General features: G+C 64.7%; 15 protein-coding genes. 13 read left to right on the forward strand and 2 right to left on the reverse strand.

What is annotated here, in order from left to right; all coding sequences use genetic code 11:
- Positions 1-16 precede the first annotated feature (16 nt).
- Genes IVB18_RS18820 through IVB18_RS18845 form a run of 6 tightly spaced genes read left to right on the forward strand, consistent with a single transcriptional unit; the run spans position 17 to position 6,187 of the window.
- The gene (locus IVB18_RS18820; protein WP_247990498.1) at positions 17-889 is read left to right on the forward strand and encodes a sugar ABC transporter permease; all 873 of its coding nucleotides are present in this window, start codon (positions 17-19) and stop codon (positions 887-889) included.
- A gap of 3 nt (positions 890-892) precedes the next feature.
- Positions 893-1,723, forward strand: coding sequence for a carbohydrate ABC transporter permease (locus IVB18_RS18825; RefSeq protein WP_247990499.1), 831 nt, complete (start codon positions 893-895; stop codon positions 1,721-1,723).
- Positions 1,724-1,738: 15 nt separating this feature from the next.
- A complete protein-coding gene (locus IVB18_RS18830; protein WP_247990500.1) occupies positions 1,739-2,746 on the forward strand; it encodes an ABC transporter ATP-binding protein in 1,008 nt (335 codons plus the stop codon).
- A 41-nt stretch (positions 2,747-2,787) separates the two neighbouring features.
- Positions 2,788-3,561: an SDR family oxidoreductase gene (locus IVB18_RS18835; RefSeq protein WP_247990501.1), complete on the forward strand. Its 774-nt coding sequence runs from the start codon at positions 2,788-2,790 to the stop codon at positions 3,559-3,561.
- 38 nt (positions 3,562-3,599) lie between these two features.
- Positions 3,600-5,246 carry an FGGY-family carbohydrate kinase gene (locus tag IVB18_RS18840; protein ID WP_247990502.1) on the forward strand — a complete coding sequence of 549 codons (1,647 nt, stop codon included), beginning with the start codon at positions 3,600-3,602 and terminating at the stop codon, positions 5,244-5,246.
- Positions 5,247-5,251: 5 nt separating this feature from the next.
- The gene (locus tag IVB18_RS18845) at positions 5,252-6,187 is read left to right on the forward strand and encodes a carbohydrate kinase (protein ID WP_247990503.1); all 936 of its coding nucleotides are present in this window, start codon (positions 5,252-5,254) and stop codon (positions 6,185-6,187) included.
- 12 nt (positions 6,188-6,199) lie between these two features.
- Here IVB18_RS18845 and IVB18_RS18850 read toward each other — a convergent pair whose 3' ends face one another.
- The gene (locus IVB18_RS18850) at positions 6,200-7,087 is read right to left on the reverse strand and encodes a LysR substrate-binding domain-containing protein (RefSeq protein WP_247990504.1); all 888 of its coding nucleotides are present in this window, start codon (positions 7,085-7,087) and stop codon (positions 6,200-6,202) included.
- A 134-nt stretch (positions 7,088-7,221) separates the two neighbouring features.
- Here IVB18_RS18850 and IVB18_RS18855 point away from each other — a divergent pair, with 134 nt between their 5' ends.
- From IVB18_RS18855 to IVB18_RS18885, 7 genes are all read left to right on the forward strand, one after another.
- Complete coding sequence (locus IVB18_RS18855; RefSeq protein WP_247990505.1) at positions 7,222-8,643, forward strand: amidase; 1,422 nt, start codon at positions 7,222-7,224, stop codon at positions 8,641-8,643.
- Positions 8,644-8,920: 277 nt separating this feature from the next.
- On the forward strand, positions 8,921-9,871 hold the full coding sequence (locus tag IVB18_RS18860; protein WP_247990506.1) for an ABC transporter permease: 951 nt from the start codon (positions 8,921-8,923) through the stop codon (positions 9,869-9,871).
- Positions 9,868-10,761 carry an ABC transporter permease gene (locus IVB18_RS18865; RefSeq protein ID WP_247990507.1) on the forward strand — a complete coding sequence of 298 codons (894 nt, stop codon included), beginning with the start codon at positions 9,868-9,870 and terminating at the stop codon, positions 10,759-10,761. Before IVB18_RS18860 ends, IVB18_RS18865 begins: the two co-directional genes overlap by 4 nt.
- 2 nt (positions 10,762-10,763) lie before the next feature.
- Entirely contained in the window at positions 10,764-11,777 is a 1,014-nt protein-coding gene (locus IVB18_RS18870) for an ABC transporter ATP-binding protein (RefSeq protein ID WP_247990508.1), read from the forward strand.
- A complete protein-coding gene (locus IVB18_RS18875; protein WP_247990509.1) occupies positions 11,774-12,784 on the forward strand; it encodes an oligopeptide/dipeptide ABC transporter ATP-binding protein in 1,011 nt (336 codons plus the stop codon). Before IVB18_RS18870 ends, IVB18_RS18875 begins: the two co-directional genes overlap by 4 nt.
- Positions 12,785-12,838: 54 nt before the next feature.
- The gene (locus IVB18_RS18880; RefSeq protein ID WP_247990510.1) at positions 12,839-14,335 is read left to right on the forward strand and encodes an ABC transporter substrate-binding protein; all 1,497 of its coding nucleotides are present in this window, start codon (positions 12,839-12,841) and stop codon (positions 14,333-14,335) included.
- Between the two features lie 543 nt (positions 14,336-14,878).
- Positions 14,879-16,243, forward strand: a complete 1,365-nt coding sequence (locus IVB18_RS18885; RefSeq protein ID WP_247990511.1) for a phenylacetate--CoA ligase family protein — start codon at positions 14,879-14,881, stop codon at positions 16,241-16,243.
- A gap of 608 nt (positions 16,244-16,851) precedes the next feature.
- Here IVB18_RS18885 and IVB18_RS18890 read toward each other — a convergent pair.
- On the reverse strand, positions 16,852-17,013 hold the full coding sequence (locus IVB18_RS18890; protein ID WP_247990512.1) for a DUF2934 domain-containing protein: 162 nt from the start codon (positions 17,011-17,013) through the stop codon (positions 16,852-16,854).
- Positions 17,014-17,486 lie beyond the last annotated feature (473 nt).

Raw genomic sequence — 17,486 nt, forward strand, 5'->3', positions numbered from 1 at the left:
CAGCGGAGAAGCGTGGATGGCAACCCGGCAGACGCAATTACTTGCACGGTCGCTTTTGACGCCGGCCGTCGGGCTGTTGTTCATCTGGATGATCGTCCCGCTGGCGCTGACGCTCTACTTCTCGACCCTGCATTACAGCCTGCTCGATCCCGGCTCCGAAGCGTTCGTCGGGCTGGAGAACTTCCGCTACTTCCTGACCGATCCCGCCTTCCTCGCCTCACTTCAGAACACGCTGGTGCTGGTCGGCTCGGTGCTGGCGCTGACCATCCTGCTCGGCATTCCCTTGGCGCTGCTGCTCGATCAACCCGTGATCGGCCTCAACATCGTGCGGCTGATGGTGATCGCGCCGTTCTTCGTGATGCCGACAGTGAGCGCGCTGGTCTGGAAGAACCTGCTGATGCATCCGGTCTCCGGGCTGTTCGCCTGGATCGCCTCGCTGTTCGGGCTGACGTCGATCGACTGGTTCAACGACGTGCCGCTCTTTGCGGTGATCCTGATTGTCGCGTGGCAATGGCTGCCGTTTGCGACGCTGATCCTGCTCACCGCGCTGCAATCACTCGACGAGGAGCAGAAGGAGGCCGCCGAGATGGACGGCGCCAGCGCGCTCTCGGCGTTCATCTACATCACACTGCCGCATCTCGCGCGTCCCATCACGGTGGTGATCCTGATCGAAACCATCTTTCTGCTCACGGTGTTCGCGGAAATCTTCGTCACCACGGGCGGCGGACCAGGCCTTCAGACCACCAACATCGCGTTCCTGATCTATTCGCAGGCACTGATCCAGTTCGATGTCGGCAGCGCGTCCGCGGGCGGCCTCGTTGCGGTCGTGATCGCCAACATCGTCGCCTTCTTCCTCGTCCGCATCGTCGGCCGGAATCTGGAGGCATAGGTCATGGCGCGGATGGCAACGACGCGGCGGGTGGCGATATCGACGGCGGCGGCCTGGCTGGTTGGCTTCCTGATCTTCTTCCCGATCCTGTGGATGGTGCTGGCGAGCTTCAAGACCGAGCTGGAAGCCTTTTCCATTCCGCCGTCCTTCCTGTTCTTCCACTGGACCACGGAAAACTATGCGACCGTGCAGGAGCGCAGCGACTATCTGCACCATGCGCTGAACTCGATCATCATCGCCGGCGGCTCGACGCTCATTGCGCTCTTGATAGCCATTCCCGCGGCGTGGTCGATGGCGTTCTCGCCGACCAAGCGCACCAAGGACATTCTGCTCTGGATGCTCTCGACCAAGATGATGCCGCCGGTCGGCGTGCTCGTGCCGATCTACCTGATCTACAAGAGTTTCGGCCTGCTCGACTCCCGCATCGGCCTCGTCTTTATCCTCTGCCTCGGCAATCTGCCGATCGTGATCTGGATGCTCTTCACCTATTTCAAGGAGATCCCGCGCGACATCCTGGAAGCCGCGCGGATGGATGGCGCCACCATTGGCCGCGAGCTCGTCTACGTGCTGACTCCGATGGCGATCCCGGGCCTGGCGTCGACCATGCTGCTCAATCTGATCCTGGCTTGGAACGAGGCGTTCTGGACGCTCAATCTGTCCACTTCGTCGGCCGCGCCGCTGACGGTGTTCATCGCCTCCTATTCAAGTCCCGAAGGACTGTTCTGGGCAAAGCTGTCGGCGGCCTCGACGTTGGCGATCGCGCCCATTCTCGTCCTCGGTTGGTTCAGCCAGAAGCAGCTCGTGCGCGGGCTCACCTTCGGCGCAGTGAAGTAAAGGGGCTGCCGGATCATGGGTCAGATCACACTTCAGGACGTTCAAAAATCGTTCGGCCCCGTGCACATCATCAAGGGCGCCGATCTCGACATCGCGGACGGCTCCTTCGTGGTGTTCGTAGGCCCGTCCGGCTGCGGCAAGACCACGCTGCTGCGGCTGATCGCCGGGCTCGAGGATGTCAGCGGCGGCAAGATTCTGATCGACGGCAAGAACGTCGTCGATACGCCGCCCGCCAAGCGCGGGCTGTCGATGGTGTTCCAGTCCTACGCCCTCTATCCGCATATGAGCGTGCGCGGCAATATCGGCTTCGGCCTGAAGATGGTGGGGCTTCCAAAGGACGAGATCAACCGCAAGGTCGAGGCCGCAGCTGCGACGCTGAACCTCACGCCCTATCTCGATCGCAAGCCGCGCGAGCTCTCCGGCGGCCAGCGCCAGCGCGTCGCGATCGGGCGTGCCATCGTCCGCGAGCCCAAGGCGTTCCTGTTCGACGAGCCGTTGTCGAACCTCGACGCGGCCTTGCGCGTGCAGATGCGGATCGAAGTGACGCGGCTCCAGAAGCAGCTTGGCACCACCGCGATCTACGTCACCCACGACCAAGTCGAAGCCATGACCATGGCCGACAAGATCGTCGTGCTCAACGGCGGCAAGATCGAGCAATATGGCTCACCTTTGGACCTCTACGAGAAGCCCGCCAATCTCTTCGTCGCCGGCTTCATCGGCTCGCCCAAAATGAATCTCGTCGCCGGCGAGCCCGCCAAGCAGCAAGGCGCGACCACCATGGGCGTGCGGCCGGAGCACCTCAAGATCGAGCGCGACGGCGCTGGCGGTTGGCAAGGAACGATCGCGGTCGCCGAACATCTCGGCAGCGACACCTTTCTCTACGTCGATGCCGGCCCGCTCGGCATGCTGACGGCGCGCTACATCGGCGAATTGAGCCTGCATGCCGGCGATCGCGTGTCGCTGGTGCCGGACCCCGCGCGTATCCATCGCTTCGACCAGAGCGGCAACGCCATTCGGGGCTGACAAGAAACGGCAAGAAACGGCAAAGAAACGGAAAGACCAACATGTACCTGGAAAAATTCAAGCTGAACGGCAAGACCGCGTTCATCACCGGCGGCGGGCAGGGCATTGGCCTGGCCTGCGCCGAGGCGCTCGTAGAAGCCGGCGCCAGGGTCATCATCGGCGACCGGGACAGCAAGGTCGCCGACAGCGCGAAAGCCAGCCTGAAGGCGAAGGGCTACGACGCCGAGACCGCGATCATGGACGTCACCGACACCAAGCGCGTGGCGGAGGTCGCGAGCGACCTCGTCGCCCGCCACGGCAAGGTCGATATCCTCGTCAACAATGCCGGCATTGCGCGCAGCGAGACGCCGGCCGAGACCGTGACCGACGAGCACTGGCTCAATGTCATCGACGTCAATCTCAACGGCACCTTCTGGTGCTGCCGCGAATTCGGCAAGCACATGCTGAAGGCCAAGAGCGGTGCCATCGTCAATGTCGGCTCGATGTCCGGCTTCATCGTCAACAAGCCGCAGGAGCAGAGCTTCTACAACGCCTCCAAGGCCGGGGTCCACCATCTCACCAAGTCGCTCGCCGCCGAGTGGGGCGCGCGCGGCGTCCGGGTCAACGCGGTGGCGCCGACCTATATCGAGACGCCCCTCAACGCCTTCGTCAAGAGCAACCCGAGGATGTACGACGCCTGGATCGGTGGAACCCCGATGGCGCGGATGGGGCGGGTGGACGAGATCGCCTCCGTCGTGCTGTTCCTTAGCTCCGAGGCCGCGAGCCTGATGACCGGCAGCATCGTGCTGGTGGATGGCGGCTACACTTGCTGGTAGGCTTGCGTCAAAATTGACGAGAGCGACCGGGAGCGACAATGCCGCGAGCGTATATCGGCGTCGACGTGGGGACCACGAGCACGCGGGCAGGGGTCTTCGACGAGGCAGGCACCCTGCTTGCAACCGCCCGGTATCCGATCAGGATCTGGCACGAGGCGGGGGATATCGTCGAGCAGTCCTCCCAAAACATCTGGGATGCCTCTGCGAGATCGGTGCGGGCGGCGATGGCGGAAGCCGGCATTGCGCCCGACAGCGTCGGCGGCATCGGTTTTGACGCCACCTGTTCCCTCGTGGTGCTCGATCCCCAGGGCGAGCCAGTCACCGTCAGCGGATCCGGCGACAAGCAGCGCAACGTGATCGTCTGGATGGATCATCGCGCCACGGCCGAGGCGCGGCTGATCAACGAGACCGAGGATGCGGTGCTGCGCTATGTCGGCGGCTCGATCTCGCCCGAGATGGAGATGCCGAAGCTGTTGTGGCTGAAGCGGCACATGCGAGCGAGTTTCGATGCTGCCGGCCACTTCTTCGACCTGGCAGACTACCTGACCTGGCGCGCGACCGGATCGCTGCAACGCTCAACTTGCACCGTCACCTGCAAATGGAACTATCTCGCCCATGACGGCGGCGGCTGGAGCGCGCAATTCTTCCGGCGCATTGGCTTGTCGGACTTCGTCGCGGAAAAATACGCCCGCATCGGCACCGAGATCGTCGCGCCCGGCACGCGGCTCGGCGCAGGTCTCACCCGTGCGGCGGCGGTCGACCTCGGCCTGTCACCGGGCACGCCGGTCGGCGCGTCGTTGATTGATGCCCATGCCGGCGGCATCGGCGCGATCGGTGGCCGCGACGGATCGGGCGGCGCGACTGACGTTTGCGATCGCCTTGCCTACATCATGGGAACGTCGGCCTGCATCATGGCGACGACGAGAGAGCCGTGCTTCGTGCCCGGCGTGTGGGGCCCTTATTACTCCGGCATGGTACCAAATTTCTGGCTCAACGAGGGTGGGCAGTCCGCCGCGGGCGCGGCGATCGATCATCTCCTCAAGTCGCATCCAGGCCATGCTGAGGCGAGCGCGGCGGCGCGCGCGGAAGGGCTCGACATTATCGAGTTCCTCGAACGGCGCATCATCGCGCATGCCGGTGATGCCAGTCGTGCCGCGCTGCTGGCCCGCGACGTCCATGTCCTCCCCGAATTCATCGGCAATCGTTCGCCATACGCCGATCCCGACACGCGCGCGGTGATCGCCGGCCTCGATCTCGACACCGACATCGGCGCGATGGAACGGCTGTTCATCGCCGGCCTCTGCGGGCTCGCCTATGGGCTCGCCGAGGTGATCGAGGCCTTTGCCGCGCATGGCGTTCATTCCAGCATCATGATCATGGGCGGCGGCGCGAGCCGCAGCCCGCTGGTGCGACAGATCATGGCGGATACCACCGGTCTCACCGTCGCGCTGCCGCAGACCAAGGAGCCGGTGCTGTTGGGCGCCGCGATGCTCGGCGCGGTGGCCGGTGGCGCCTATGCCTCGATCGGGGAGACCATGGCAAAGATGTCGGCGCTGGGACGCCTGAGCGAGCCGACCGCGCCCGACATGGCCGCCTTTCACGACCGCAAGCGCGACGTCTACAAGCTGCTGCGCGAGGTCGATCGCGGCAGCCGCGCGGCGATGCGCGAAATCGCGAGAGGCTGAAACCGATGCTGATTGCCTGCGGCGATGCGCTGATCGATTTCGTGCCGACGCGAACGGCCGATGGTCGTGAAGCGGTGATGCCGGCCGTTGGCGGCTCCTGCCTCAACGTCGCGATCGGCCTGGCGCGCCTCGGCGCAGCGACGGGCTTCGTCGGCGGCATCTCGACCGACATGTTCGGACGGATGATCGCCGACCACGCCGCCGCCTCGCATGTCGAGCTTGGTCTCGCCACCCGCAGCGACCACCAGACCACGCTCGCCTTCGTGCGCATCGTCGCGGGCGAGTCGAGCTATGCCTTTTATGATGCCGAGACCGCGACGCGGAACTGGACTTACCGGCGCGGGTCCATTCCGTTCGCGACGGTCGAAGCGATCCATGTCGGCTCGACCACGCTGGTCAACGACCAGGGCGCGGTGGAAACCAAAGCCCTGATCACGGATGCGCGGGCATCCTCGACGATCTCCTTTGATCCGAACTGCCGGCCCAATCTGGTCAAGGACAAGCCGGCCTATCTTGCGCGCATCGCCGAGTTCGCAGGCGGCGCCGACCTGATCAAGATGTCCGATGTCGACTTCGCCTATCTCCATGGTGACGAGCCCTATGAACAACGGGCAAACGCGCTGCTGGGGCAGGGGACGAGCCTCGTCGTCATCACCCGTGGCAACAACGGTGCCATCGCATGGCATGCGCACGCAGGGCAGGTCGAAGTCGTAGCGCCGGAGGTCGAGGTCGCCGACACCATCGGCGCCGGCGACAGTTTTCAGGCGGCGCTGCTGTTCGCCCTGCACAAGCAGGGACGCCTCGTCCGAGACCAACTGAAGGACATCAGCGCTGAGGAGCTCCGCCGCGCGTTGTCGTTCGCGGCCAATTGTGCCGGGCTTACCTGCACCCGCCCGGGCGCCGATCCGCCCTGGAGTCACGAGATCAATTGGAGCTGGTAGCTCCGCATCGCATCACAGCCGCGCCACGACTTTCTCGGCGCATTTGAGGAAGGTGCGGATCAGCGGGCTCTGGGAATCGCGCCGCCAGCACACCGCGATGTCGATGGAGTCGGCGGCGTCGCGCAGCGGCCTGAACACGATGCCGCGCGGCGCGCCGAGCTTGGCGCAGGCCGGCAGGATTGCGAGACCTTCACCGGCGAGAACGAGGCTCATCGCCGAATGCACCGTCTCCACCCGGCTCGCGATCGGCATCACGATTTGATGCCGCCGCAGCAGGGCCGCGACGGCGGAGGAGGCGGGGTCTTCGTCAGGCCAAGGCAGCGCAATCAGGGGACGGCCCTGCAATCGGGCCATGGGCACTGAGGTCAGGCGGGCGAGCGGCGAGCGGATCGGCATCGCCAGCATGAAAGGTTGCGCACCGATCCGCGCCACCTGGATCTCGGGATGATGGATCGCCGGCATGCACAGGGCAACCGTGACGCTGCGGTCGAGCAGCCGCGCCTCGCGCGTCGATGCGCTGAGCTCGGCGAAGTCGAGGTCGACACCGGGAACGGACCGGCGCAATTCGGGGATCAGCCGCGGCAGCACCGCGTTCGCCAGCACGAACATGTAGCCGACCGACAGCCGGCCGCGCCGCCCCGAGGCAACTGCGCGCGCGGCTTCGGCGCCGTCGGCCGCAAGCGCGAGCGCCTCGCTGGCGCGCGCCAGCAGCGCCTGGCCCGCCTCGGTCAGATCCATGCCGCGCGTGCCGCGGCGGAACAGCGGCGTGCCGATCTCGGCCTCGAGCTTGCGGATCTGGACCGAGAGGGGAGGCTGCGCCATCCGCAGCCGCTCGGCGGCCTTGCCGACGCTGCGCGCCTCGGCCACAGCGACGAAGTAGCGAAGCCGGCGAAGATCCATAGGCATACCGAAAATGTATGGGTTGATCATCAAAATCGTATTGGACGGCGAGTTAACAAAACTGTCATTCTGGCTGTCAATGCCATGTCAATGTCTTGGGCCAACGGCGGCCGGCTTCGGAGCGTGATTTGACGATGAACGGCGATCCCTGCCTGCTGTCCGCAACCGAACTGCGCGGCCTCATTGCCGAAAAACGGATATCTCCGGTCGAAATTGTCAGCGCCGTGCTCGCCCGCGCCGAGGCGCTCCAGGGCGAATTGAACTGCTTCATCACGCTCTGTGGCGACGAGGCGATGGCGCAGGCGCGCGAGGCCGAGCGCAAGGTGATGGCGGGCGAGCCGCTCGGCCTGCTGCACGGCATCCCTGTCACCGTCAAGGACATCGTCAACACCAGGGGCGTGAAGACCACCTTCGGCGCCGTTCCCTACAAGGACAATGTGCCGGCCGAGGATGCCGTCGCGGTCGCAAAGCTGCGCGCGGAAGGCGCGATTCTGATCGGCAAGACCACCACACCCGAATTCGGCAGCAAGTGCCTGACCGACTCGCCGCTGTTCGGCCGCACCCGCAACGCGTGGAGCGCGGAGCGCTCGTCGGGCGGCTCCAGCGGCGGCGCGGCGGTGGCTGTTGCGAGCGGCATCGCGCCGCTCGCGATCGCGACCGATGGCGGCGGCTCGACGCGCATTCCCGCCGCCTGCAACGGCGTGGTCGGGCTGAAGCAGAGCAACGGCGTCATCGCGCACAGCCAGGCGCTGGATGCTTTCGGCAACCAGACCTATGTCACGCCGATGACGCGCGATGTCGCCGATACCGCGCTGATGATGCAGGCGATGGCCGGCGAAGACGCCTGCGATCCCTGGTCGATCGGCGTTCCCGTGCCCGATTTCATCGGCACCGCCATCCCGCGCGGCGATCTGCGCGGGCAGAAAATCCTGTTCTGTGCCTCGCCGCCCGGGCGCCCGGCGTCCTCAGATGTCGCCACCGCCTTCAAGGCAAGCCTCGATCGGCTGGCCAGTCTCGGCGCCGAGCTCGCGGAATTCTCCGGCGAGGGTTTTGACGTCGAGCCGATCTGGCGCGCCATCAACCACACGGTCTGGCGCACCCGCTTTGCCAAGCTCGCAGCCGAGCACAAGGACGACCTGAGCGAGGCGTTCTTCAAGCAGCTGGCGCTCGCGACCAACGTCAGCGGCGTTGCCTATCAGGAGGCGATGTTCGCGCGCACCGCGCTGTTCCACCGTGTGCAATCCCTGCTTGCGCGCGGGCATCTTCTGGCGATGCCGACCATCACCCGTACCGCGCTGCCGATCGAGCAGGACCTGTTCGGCACCATCGAGATCGACGGCAAGCACTTTGACAGCGTCCGGCCGCACTGGTTCCCCTGGACCATGCCGTTCAACATGACCGGGCATCCTGCCGTCAGCCTGCCCTGCGGCTTCGGTCGCGACGGCCTGCCGATCGGGCTTCAGCTCGTCGGCCGCTTCCGCGCCGATGCCGACCTGCTGCGCGTGAGCGCGCTGTTCGAGGCCTCGCACGACCTTCTGTCCCGCCGGCCTGCTTGAGGAGATGCGCATGCGGCAAGGGGCTTGCGTCCGGCGCCCGGACATGTTGATCGTGCCACGGATGAGCCCCGAAACCGAGCGCGCATGAGCGTATTTGTCCCAATGCGGCATGGCGCCCGCAATCCCCTCGGTGTCGTCCTGGCGAAAGCCAGGACCCATACCGCGGAATTTATCGGTGACGGGCGGTGCCAGTACCGAACGACCAGTCTTCGCCAAACCGCTCCCTGGGGCTATGGGTTCTGGCCTTCGCCAGGACGACGTCGGAGCTCGTGATCGCATGAGCGTATTTGTCCTCCGACGTCTCCTGACCTTGCTGGCGACGCTGGTCGGCGCATCCTTGATCATTTTCCTGGTGCTGGACGCTCTTCCCGGCAACGCCGCGCAGATGCTGATGGGCGCCGACGCCTCACCTGATGCGGTGCGCGCGCTCACCGTCAAGCTCGGGCTCGATCAGCCGCTGGCCATCCGCTATTTGCACTGGATCAAGGGACTCCTGATCGGCGATCTCGGCAACAGCTATGTCTACGGCACGCCGGTAGCTAGCTTGATCGCCGAGCGGCTGGTGCTGACCATCCCGCTCGCGATCATGTCCATGCTGATCACGGTGACGCTGGCGCTCTTCGCCGGCATCTATACCGCCGCCAACCACAACAAGCTCGGCGACGTCGGCGTGATGTCGCTGACGCAGGTGGGCATCGCGCTGCCGAACTTCTGGTTCGCGATCCTCCTGATCCTGCTGTTCTCGGTGCGGCTGCAATGGCTGTCCGCCGGCGGTTTTCCCGGCTGGGAGGACGGCATCTGGCTAGGGCTCAAGTCGCTGCTGTTGCCGGCAGTCTCGCTCGCGGTGGTGCAGGCCGCGATCCTCGCGCGCGTCACGCGCTCTGCGGTGCTGGAAGTGCTGCGTGAAGACTTCGTCCGCACGGCGCGCGCGAAGGGGCTCGGCAGGCGCGAGGTGCTGTGGAGCCACGTGCTGCGCAACGCCATGATCCCGGTGATGACGGTGATGGGGCTGCAATTCGCCAATCTGCTGGCCGGCACCATCGTGATCGAGAACGTATTCTATCTGCCGGGCCTCGGCCGCCTGATCTTCCAGTCGATCGCCAACCGCGACCTCATCGTGGTGCGCAATTGCGTGATGCTGCTCGCGACCATGGTTGTCATCGTCAATTTCGTGGTCGACGTGCTCTATGCCTTCGTCGATCCCCGCATCAAGGTGCACGACCTGTGAGCGCGCCGCTGACCACCCTGGTTGACGCGCCGGCCGCAACGCGTGCCCTGCCGGTCCGGACGTTCTGGCGCCGCGCGCTACGCCATCGCAGTTTTGTGCTGGGCGGCGCGCTCAGCCTTTTGGTGCTGGCCTCGGCGCTGCTGTCGCTAGTGTGGACGCCGTGGTCGCCCTACGAGATCGACATCGCCTCAAAACTCAGGCCGCCCTCGGCGGCGCACTGGCTCGGCACCGATTCCTTCGGCCGCGACATCGTCTCGCTGCTGCTGGCGGGCGCCCGCTCCACCATCATGGTCGGCATCATCGCGGTGAGCATAGGTCTCAGTTTCGGCGTCTGCCTCGGCTTGATCGCATCGGCGCGGCGCGGTTGGACCGAAGAGATCATCATGCGCTTCACCGACTTCACCTTCGCGTTTCCGGCCGTGCTCTCCGCGATCATGCTGGCCGCCGTCGTGGGGCCGGGCATGGTGACCTCGATCGTCGCGATCGGCATTTTTCAGATTCCGACGCTGACGCGGCTGACGCGCGGCTCGGCCAACGCGATCTGGGCGCGTGAGTTCGTGCTGGCCGCGCGTGCCGCGGGCAAGGGGACCTTTCGCATCACCATCGAGCACGTGTTGCCCAACATCCTGTCGATCCTGATCGTGCAGGCGACCATCCAGTTTGCGCTTGCGATTCTTGCCGAAGCCGCCTTGTCCTATCTCGGCCTCGGCACGCAGCCGCCGCAGCCGTCCTGGGGCCGCATGCTGAACGATGCGCAGACGCTGCTGTTCCAGTCGCCGATGCTGGCGGTCTATCCAGGTGCGGCGATCGCGGTCGCCGTGCTCGGCCTCAATCTCCTTGGCGACGGACTGCGTGATCTGCTCGATCCAAGACTGGCGCGGGAGCGGTGACGATGGCTGATCCCGCGACCATGCCACTGATCGAGGCCGACAATCTCGGCGTCCGCCTCAACACCAGCCGAGGGCCTGCACAGGCCGTGCGCGGCGTCAGCTTCGCCTTGAAGCGCGGCGAGACGCTCGGGCTGGTCGGCGAATCCGGCTGCGGCAAGTCGGTCACCGCGCTGTCCCTGATGGGGCTGTTGCCGGACAGCGCCGTCGTCACCGGCAGCATCCGGCTCGACGGACGCGAGCTCGCCGGACTTTCGGATGCGGAGTATTGCGGGCTGCGCGGCAACCGCATCAGCATGATCTTCCAGGAGCCGATGACCGCGCTCAACCCGATGCACACGATCGGGCACCAGGTCTCCGAGCCCCTGCGCCGTCACAAGAAATATTCGGCGTCGCAGGCGCGGCGAGAAGCGATCGCCTTGCTCGACCGCGTCGGGCTGCCCGATCCGGCACGGCGCATCGATGCCTATCCGCACCAGTTTTCCGGCGGTCAGCGCCAGCGCGTCACGATCGCGATGGCGCTCGCCTGCGAGCCCGACCTCCTGATCGCGGACGAGCCGACCACCGCGCTCGACGTCACCATCCAGGGCCAGATCCTCGATCTCATCGCCGACCTCGTCGAAGAGCGGGGCATGTCGATGATCCTGATCTCGCACGATCTCGGCGTCATCGCCGAGAACGTGCAGCGCATGATGGTGATGTATGGCGGCACCGTCGTCGAGAGCGGGCCGACCGACGAGGTGTTCCGGCGCATGGGGCATCCCTACACGCAAGGCTTGTTCCGCGCCCGCCCGCGGCTCGGCGCGCGCAAGGGGACGCGGCTGACGACGATTTCAGGCACGGTGCCGGAGCTCGCCGATCTGCCTTCTGGCTGCACTTTTTCGGATCGATGTCCGCTTGTGATCGATCAATGTCGCGCCGCGCTTCCACCCGTAGTCGATGTCGGACCTGGCCATGGCGTTCGCTGCATCAGGACGGACGTATCGATGGCTGATCGCGTCGGAGCGCTGTCCGCATGACCGCCGCAGCGGAGCCTCTCCTCGACGTGAAGGATATCGTGCAGCGCTACATGCTGCCGCGGGAAAGCCTGTTCCGCCCGCCGGGGCAGGTGCGCGCGCTCAACGGCGTGAGCCTGCGGGTTCACGCGGGCAAGAGCCTCGGCATCGTCGGTGAGTCCGGTTCGGGCAAGTCGACCTTCGCGCGGGTGGTGATGGCGCTGGAGCGGCCGACATCGGGGCATGTCGCGCTGCTCGGGCGCGACCTCAACCATATCTCCGCCGACGAGCTGCGCCGCGCCCGCCGCGACTTCCAGATGGTTTTCCAGGACCCCTATGGCTCGCTCGACCCGCGCCAGACCATCGCGCGTATCGTTGCCGAACCGCTGACCGTGCTGGAGGGAGCCGATCGCACCACGTTTCGCGCACGCGTCGCCGCAGTGTTGCGGCAGGTCGGCCTGCGCGATGCCGACATGGACAAGTATCCGCACGAGTTCTCCGGCGGCCAGCGCCAGCGCATCGCGATCGCGCGCGCGCTGATCACCCAGCCGAAGCTGATCGTCGCCGACGAGCCGGTCTCCGCGCTCGACGTCTCCGTGCAGGCGCAGGTGCTCAACCTGATGCAGGACCTCCAGGAGCAGTTCGGCCTGAGCTACATCCTGATCAGCCACGATCTCGCCGTCGTCGACTATCTCTGCGATGAGGTCGCGGTGATGTATCTCGGCCGGATCGTCGAGCAGGGGCGGCCTGAGGACCTGTTCGAGCACTGCGCCCATCCTTATACGCGGGCGCTGCTGGACGCCGTGCCGTGGGCGCGTGCCGGCGGCGGACGGCGGCGGCGCGGGGCCCAGGCAATCGCCTCGCAATCGGCGGCCGCGACCGGATGTCCCTACGTCTCGCGCTGTGCGCTGGCCGACCAGCATTGCCGCGAGGCCCTGCCTGAGTTACGCAAGGTGGGCGAGGCGCATCTCGCGGCCTGCCACAAGGCGGAGGCCGTGATGGCGTTGCCCACGCCGGCCGCGGAGGGTTAGTCTCGCGGACAGGATTGGCGTAGACTGGGACTAGAGAAGGCAGGGGAGTTACGCATGTTCAGGAAACTATCCATCGTCGCACTCGCCGCCGCGTTCGCCGCGGCGCCTCTGCCGGTGCTGGCACAAGGCAAGAAGGACAGCGTCGTCATGGCGATGGCGCTGGAGCCGCCGGGGCTCGATCCCACCAATGCGGCCGCCGCCGCGATCGCCGAAGTCACGCTCTACAACATCTATGAGACGCTGACCAAGATCAACGAGGACGGCACCACCTCGCCCCTGCTGGCCGAGAGCTGGACCGCCTCGCCCGATCTGAAGACCTATACGTTCAAGCTGCGCAAGGGCGTCAAATTCCACAATGGCGAGCCGTTCGACTCCGCCGCGGTGAAGTTCTCGTTCGAGCGCAATGCTGTGCCGACCAGCACCAACAAGGACAAGAGCCTGTTCCAGAGCTTCGAGTCCGTTGCCGCGCCCGATGCCGACACGGTCGTGATCACCCTGAAAAATTCCGAGCCGAACCTGCCGTTCCTGCTGGGGCAGGCGAGCGGATCGATTGTGGAGCCGAAGAGCGCACCGACCAATGCCACGCAGCCGGTCGGGACCGGGCCCTATCAGCTCGGCGCCTGGGCCAAGGGCTCCTCGATGACGCTGACCAAATGGGCCGACTATCGCAACGCCGCCGCGATCAAGCTCTCGAAGGTGACGATCCGCTTCATCTCCGATCCGGCGGCGCAGACCGCGGCGCTGCTTTCGGGCGATGTCGACGCGTTTCCGCGCGTCGCGGCCCAGCGCACCATCGCGCAGTTCAAGGCCGATCCGCGCTTCAACGTCCAGGTCGGCGGCTCCCGCGCCAAGACCATCGTCGCCATCAACGAGCGCAAGAAACCGCTCGATGACGTCCGCGTGCGCCGTGCCATCCTCGCCGCGATCGATCGCAAGGCGATGATCGACGGCGCGGTCGACGGTTTCGGCACGCCGATCGGCAGCTTCTACGTGCCGAGCGCGCTCGGCTATGTCGACACCACCGGCATCAACCCCTACGACCCCGAGAAGGCCAAGAAGCTGCTCGCGGAGGCCGGCGTCACCACGCCGCTCGAGCTGTCGCTGAAGCTGCCGCCGCCGTCCTACGCGCGGCAGGGCGGCGAGATCCTCGCGGCCCAGCTTGCCAAGGTCGGCATCATCGCCAAGATCGAGAACGTCGAATGGGCGCAATGGCTGTCGCAGGTGTTCGCCGGCAATGGTCCGCACAATTTCGACCTCACCATCGTCAGCCATGTCGAGCCGTTCGATCTCGTCAAGATCACCGAGCCGGACTACTATCTCGGCTACAACAACGAGGCGTTCAACGCGCTCTACAAGCAGATCGTGTCAACGCCGGATGAAGCTGCCCGTGCAAAGCTTCTCGGCGACGCCCAGCGCATGCTGGCAACCGACGCGGTCTCCGGCTACCTGTTCCAGCCGCAGCTGATCACCATCACCAACAAGAAGCTGAAAGGCGTCTGGAAGGAAGTCCCGCAATTCGAGAACGACTTCTCGGCTTGGTATTGGGAGTAGGGGGCAGCACGGGGCCCGATTTCGCGGTGCTCATGGACGGCCGCATCAAGAGCGTGATGGGATTTTTGGATCAGGTGCCTGCGCACGCGTGACGAGAGGCGCGCCGTCCGTTGCTGTGCCCTCTCCCCTTGTGGGAGAGGGCAGCTCCGCTCATAGACACGGACTCGCAGGGGTGAGGGCTCTCCCTCCGCACACGAATCTCGCGAGTTGAATTCGCGGAGAGAGACCCCTCATCCGGCGCTTCGCGCCACCTTCTCCCACAAGGGGAGAAGGAGAGGGCGGTTCCACAGACGCGAGAGGCGACCAATTGACTGAAGGCTGGGTTTCGGCGGTGTCGGATCGGATCGAAGCGGGACCTCCCCCTCAAATTCACACTCGTGCTCTGCGTTGAGCAAAAGACCAAGTAATGTCAGCTTGTTAGATCATCAGTTAAGCATCGCGCGGAGATGCACAGCAAGGTAGCTGCGCGCAAGCGTTGGGCCTCGCCACGAGAGGAGCGCGAATATCATCGCCACGCGCTCGCCTGCTGTAGGTTCACGGGTCATGAGCGAAAGCATCTCGTCGGTATTGCTCGATGCGCATTGCGCAAGAAGGCAAGGTCTCAACGCCATCGCGCAGCGACAACGCGCGCGGCTTGGCGAGGCCGTCGCCTTTGCTCGCGCCAATTCGCCCTATTATCACGACCTCTATCAGAGCCTACCGGAGCGGATTGAGGGCTCGTCCGTGCTACCGGTGGCCAATAAGCAAGAGCTCATGCATCATTTTGACGATTGGGTCACCGACCGCGAGGTTAGTTTCGCGGCCGTCCGAGCATTCGTCGATAACCCTGAGCTGATCGGGCAACGCCTCCTTGGCAAGTATTCCGTGGCAATCACTTCGGGGAGCACCGGGACACCTGGAATAATTCTGTTGGACGCACACAATTGGACGGTCACTCTCGCTTTCTCGCTGCGCATGATAATGGGTTGGCTTAGCGCCAGCGACATATTTCGTCTCCTCGTCCGCGGCGGCCGCGCGGCGTCGGTGCTGGCGATGGGCGGCCATTACATCGGCGCAACCAGCTTTGCTGCAATCCGCACAAAATGGTCGGCGGAACGCTTACGGGCGCTTCCAGCGCAGGCGTCGTTGCGCAATCTGGTTGCGGAGTTCAATCGGTACCGCCCCGCTCTGCTCATCGGATACGCCAGCGTCATGGCCCTATTGGCCGCCGAGCAGGATGCCGGCCGCCTGCATATTCAGCCGGTGCTGGTTCTTCCGACTTCCGAAGGGCTTTCGCAGGACGGATGCGACCGGATCGCGAGGGCATTCCACGCCAAGGTCCGGACCTTTTACGCCGCGACGGAATGCTTGTTCATGGCCATCGGTTGTGAACACGGTTGGTATCATGTCAACAGCGATTGGGTGATTCTCGAACCCGTCGATGCGAGCTATCGGCCGGTTGCGCCTGGCGAGGAGTCCCATACGGTCCTTGTGAGCAATCTCGCCAATCGCGTGCAGCCGATCCTCCGCTATGATCTAGGCGACCGCATCCTGCAACGACCTGATCCTTGCCCTTGCGGCAACCCGCTTCCGGCGATCCGTGTACGCGGCCGCACTGCCGACATTCTCGCCTTTCCAACCGAACGCGGAGAGAAAGTCGCAGTGCCACGGCTCGCGCTTGAGATCGATCACGTTCCCGGTGTGGAGTTGTTTCAGATCGTGCAGACCGCGCCAACACAATTGCGCGTTCGCCTACATCCCGCACCCGACGCCGATCCAAACCGGGTTTGGCGGGCGGTGCATTCCGAATTGACCAAGCTGTTGAATGCGCATGGGCTTAGTCACGTCTCTGTTGAGTTGGCCGCCGAACCGCCAGTTCCGTCTTCCGCCGGAAAGTACCGCACCGTCATCCCACTTCTGAGCGCTTGAAGACTGATGAGAGCTTAGGGCGGATCGCGCTGCTGCGGAACGGCTACACCCGTACCTTTCTATTGAGCCCGAAGCGGTGATCGCGCGCAGGACATATCTCATCAGGATGCAGCCGCGGCCGCGCACGGGCGGGTATAGCATAGTTGGTTTTCTGCCCCTTATTTCTTTGTACTGCTGGTATCCGGCTTCGAACTCGATCCTGTGGTCGTCTGCTGACCAGGCGCGCTTTCAGAATGACCGGGAGCGGCCGTGGTGTTCTTCTGGTGACCTGGAGCATACTCTGAAACGCCAGGTGCCGTGGACTTGGCGTTGGGTTCCTGCATCTGTTGGCCGGGTGCATACTGCGAAGCTCCCGGCGAGTCCTTCGTATCCGTTTGAGCGGAGGCTGACGTGGCAAGCGGCAGAGCGCCAATTACATCAACTGTTTTTATCATGGCTTAATCATCCTCAAGACTTGCGGTCAGCTCCAGCGGTTGACGATGGTGGTCGTTCCAGGGTTTCTGCTCGGCGCTGGGTGAAGATCGGTTTCGGTCACCGCCGCCCTAGGGCACATCGGTCGGACGCTGCCAGTTGGCCCGGTTGAGTCAAGCCACCGAGCGGATGCGGAGTTAAATGTCGGCACCTTTGTTTTGGTCGCCACGCTCTTCTGCGCCCTGCAATTCCCTCTGCGCTTGGTGCCAGAACTCGTCTTCGCGTCCTTCGGGTTTGCCCGCTTGCTCCCACAGTTCGAACGCGCGTTTCCGTATCTGCTCTTCTGTTGGGTGAGCCATGATGAATTCTCCGAGAGCGCAGGTCCCGCCTTCGGGAGGTACTAGGGCGGGGCCGTCGGCCAATCTTACTTGTGGCCCAAACAGCCAATTCCGGGCTGAGGAGAGTTGTTCCTTGGTTCAGCTATGCCGCTGTCCGATCTTGCTCGTCCTCGCCTCGCATCACAATCTTGAGCGCGTCATCCGGCAATGGCCGCTGGAGCGCTCCCCCTCATCCCAAGGCGATGCCGGTGATCCTGACGACCGATGAAGAGCGCGGCGTCTGCATGCGCGGCCCCTGCCGTTGCCGGCTGCAATCCCGGCGACTGGTGGGACCGATTGTGTTGAAAAACTCGAAAGTCGCGGGGCTCCAAAAATCTCGCAAATGTAGCGCATTGGCGATTTCAGCCGCTGCAAGGCTCCGTAGAATCGATACGAGGGCCAGCGATCGTTTTTGCGGCGAGAGAGACGCACCAGCGGTCCTGAGAATTTTCACT

This window comes from Bradyrhizobium sp. 186 (assembly GCF_023101685.1).
Taxonomy (GTDB): Bacteria; Pseudomonadota; Alphaproteobacteria; order Rhizobiales; family Xanthobacteraceae; genus Bradyrhizobium.